The organism is Mesorhizobium sp. M7A.F.Ca.AU.002.02.1.1, from assembly GCF_003998535.1.
GTDB lineage: Bacteria > Pseudomonadota > Alphaproteobacteria > Rhizobiales > Rhizobiaceae > Mesorhizobium > Mesorhizobium ciceri.
Genome location: NZ_RZPB01000717.1, coordinates 1 through 3,061 on the forward strand (window position 1 = coordinate 1; position 3,061 = coordinate 3,061).

Annotated in this window: 3 protein-coding genes; all 3 read right to left on the reverse strand. The window is 63.0% G+C overall.

What is annotated here, in order from left to right:
- Window positions 1-87: 87 nt before the first annotated feature.
- On the reverse strand, window positions 88-972 hold the full coding sequence (locus tag EN879_RS30030; RefSeq protein WP_013529037.1) for a F0F1 ATP synthase subunit gamma: 885 nt from the start codon (window positions 970-972) through the stop codon (window positions 88-90).
- 32 nt (window positions 973-1,004) lie between these two features.
- The gene (atpA, locus tag EN879_RS30035; protein ID WP_013529036.1) at window positions 1,005-2,534 is read right to left on the reverse strand and encodes a F0F1 ATP synthase subunit alpha; all 1,530 of its coding nucleotides are present in this window, start codon (window positions 2,532-2,534) and stop codon (window positions 1,005-1,007) included.
- On the reverse strand, window positions 2,534-3,061 hold a 528-nt coding region (locus EN879_RS30040; RefSeq protein WP_127274445.1), incomplete at its 5' end, for a F0F1 ATP synthase subunit delta. The genes EN879_RS30040 and atpA, both read right to left, overlap by 1 nt.

Genomic DNA, 3,061 nt, shown 5'->3' on the forward strand with positions numbered 1-3,061 from the left:
GTCGCTGCTTTCGCCATCGTCTTTACCCTTTTTCGTCCTTTGTTTCTCACGCGGTCCGGTCGCGGGCAAAAAACCCGTGGACCGCGCCTAGAGCGCCTCGGCGCCCGAAATGATTTCGATCAGTTCCTTGGTGATCTGCGCCTGCCGCTGGCGGTTATAGGTGATCGACAACTTGTTGATCATCTCGCCGGCGTTGCGCGTCGCATTGTCCATGGCACTCATCTTGGCGCCCATCTCGCCGGCCGCGTTTTCGAGCAGTGCCCGGAAAACCTGCACCGAGATGTTGCGCGGAATGAGATCGGAGAGGATTTCGCCCGGCTCCGGTTCGTATTCATAGACAGCGTTGCCGCCATCCGTCACTTCCGCCTGAGCCGAAGCAACGCCCGCCGGAATGATCTGCTGCGCGGTCGGGATCTGGCTGATCACAGACTTGAACTGCGAATAGAACAGCGTGCAGATGTCGAAGCCGCCCTCGTTGAAGAGATGGATGACCTTCTTGGCTATGGCATCGGCATTGACGAAACCGAGTGTCTTGACCTCGCGCAGATCGACGCGATCGATGATCAGCGACGCGTAGTCGCGGCGCAGGATGTCGAAACCCTTCTTGCCGACGCAGATGATCTTGACCTGCTTGCCGTCGGCCAAAAGCTTGCGGATGTGGTCGCGGGCAAGACGGGCGATCTGCGAATTGAAGCCGCCGCACAGGCCGCGCTCGGCGGTGCAGACGACGAGCAGATGCACATCATCCTTGCCGGTGCCGGTCATCAGCGCCGGGGCATCGCCACCGCCGCCGATCGCCTGGGTGATGTTGGCCAGCACGGAACCCATGCGCTCCGAATAGGGGCGCGCCGCTTCCGCAGCCTCTTGCGCACGGCGCAGCTTCGCCGCGGCGACCATCTGCATCGCCTTGGTGATCTTCTGCGTCGCCTTGACCGAGGCGATACGGTTACGAAGGTCTTTTAATGAAGGCATGCTTCAAACCTGATCCCGTCTTGTCGCTTCGCTCAGGCGAAGGTCTTGGCGAAAGCGTCGATCTCGGCCTTCAGCTTGGCGCGCAGATCGTCCGACAGTGCCTTTTCCTTGCGGATGGCGTCGAGAACGTCCTTGCCGGCCGCACGCATGTGGCTGAGCAGGCCATGCTCGAACTTGCCGACCTGGTTGACCGGCAGCTTGTCGAGATAACCGTTGACGCCGGCGAAGATCACCGCGACCTGCTCTTCCGTCTTCAGCGGCGAGAACTGCGGCTGCTTCAGGAGTTCGGTCAGGCGCGATCCGCGGTTGAGCAGGCGCTGCGTGGCAGCGTCGAGATCCGAGCCGAACTGCGCGAAGGCCGCCATTTCGCGGTACTGCGCGAGCTCGCCCTTGATCGAGCCGGCAACCTGCTTCATCGCCTTGATCTGCGCGGCCGAGCCGACGCGCGACACCGATAGACCGACGTTCACCGCAGGACGGATGCCCTGGAAGAACAGGTTGGTTTCGAGGAAGATCTGGCCGTCGGTGATCGAGATCACGTTGGTCGGGATGTAGGCCGACACGTCGTTGGCCTGCGTCTCGATGATCGGCAGAGCGGTCAGCGACCCGCCGCCCAGATCGTCGTTGAGCTTGGCGGCGCGCTCGAGCAGGCGCGAGTGCAGGTAGAACACGTCGCCCGGATAGGCTTCGCGGCCCGGCGGGCGGCGCAGCAGCAGCGACATCTGGCGATAGGCGACGGCCTGCTTCGACAGATCGTCATAGCTGATCAGCGCGTGCATGCCGTTGTCGCGGAAATATTCACCCATGGTGCAGCCGGCGAACGGCGCCAGGAACTGCATCGGCGCCGGGTCGGAAGCGGTGGCGGCGATGATGATCGAGTATTCGAGCGCGCCGCGCTCTTCCAGCACCTTGACGAACTGCGCGACGGTCGAGCGCTTCTGGCCGACGGCGACGTAGACGCAGTAGAGCTTTTCCTTCTCGGGGCCGTTGTCGTGCACCGACTTCTGGTTGAGCATCGTGTCGAGGATGATGGCGGTCTTGCCGGTCTGGCGATCGCCGATGACCAGCTCGCGCTGGCCGCGGCCGACCGGGATCAGCGCATCGATGGCCTTGAGGCCGGTCGACATCGGCTCGTTCACCGATTTGCGCGGAATGATGCCGGGCGCCTTGACGTCGACGCGCTTGCGCTCGACTGCCTTGATCGGACCCTTGCCATCGATCGGATTGCCGAGCGCATCGACGACGCGGCCGAGCAGGCCTGGGCCGACGGGAACGTCGACGATGGCGCCGGTGCGCTTGACGATGTCGCCTTCCTTGATGTCGCGGTCGGCGCCGAAGATGACGACGCCGACATTGTCGGCTTCGAGGTTGAGCGCCATGCCGCGGATGCCGCCGGGGAATTCGACCATCTCGCCGGCCTGGACATTGTCGAGGCCGTAGACACGAGCGATACCGTCACCGACGGACAGCACCTGTCCAACTTCGGAGACCTCGGCCTCCTTGCCGAAATTCTTGATCTGGTCTTTCAGAATTGCGGAAATTTCCGCGGCGCGGATGTCCATCAGCCGACCTCTTTCAGTGCAAGCTTGAGCGAATTGAGTTTGGTTTTGAGCGACGTATCGATCTGGCGCGAGCCCATCTTGACCACCAGCCCGCCGAGCAGCGACGGATCGACGGTGACGGAGATAGCCACGTCCTTGCCGGCAACGCTCTTCAGCGCCGCCTTGAGTTCGGTCTGCTGGACAGCCGTCAGCGCGTGAGCCGACGTCACTTCAGCAGCGGTCTCGCCACGGTGTTCGGCTGATATCTGGCGGAACGCCCTGATCATGCCGGGAATGGCGAACAGCCGGCGGTTGCGGGCGACGACGCGCAGGAAATTTCCGGTGAGGCCGGTGATCCCGGCCTTGTCGGCGATCGCCGCGATGGCCTTCGCCTGGTCCTCGCTGGAGAACACCGGGCTGTTGATCAGCCGGGTGAGATCAGCGCTGCCCGCGAGCATGATTTCGAAACTGTTGAGGTCGGCTTCGACCTTGGCCACGGAATTTGCCTGCAGGGCGAGTTCGAACAGCGAACCCGCATAGCGTTCTGC

Coding starts and splice junctions, on each gene's coding strand:
- EN879_RS30030 (WP_013529037.1), bottom strand. CDS start 972: ATGCCTTCATTAAAAGACCTTCGTAACCGTATCGCCTCGGTCAAGGCG.
- atpA (WP_013529036.1), bottom strand. CDS start 2,534: ATGGACATCCGCGCCGCGGAAATTTCCGCAATTCTGAAAGACCAGATC.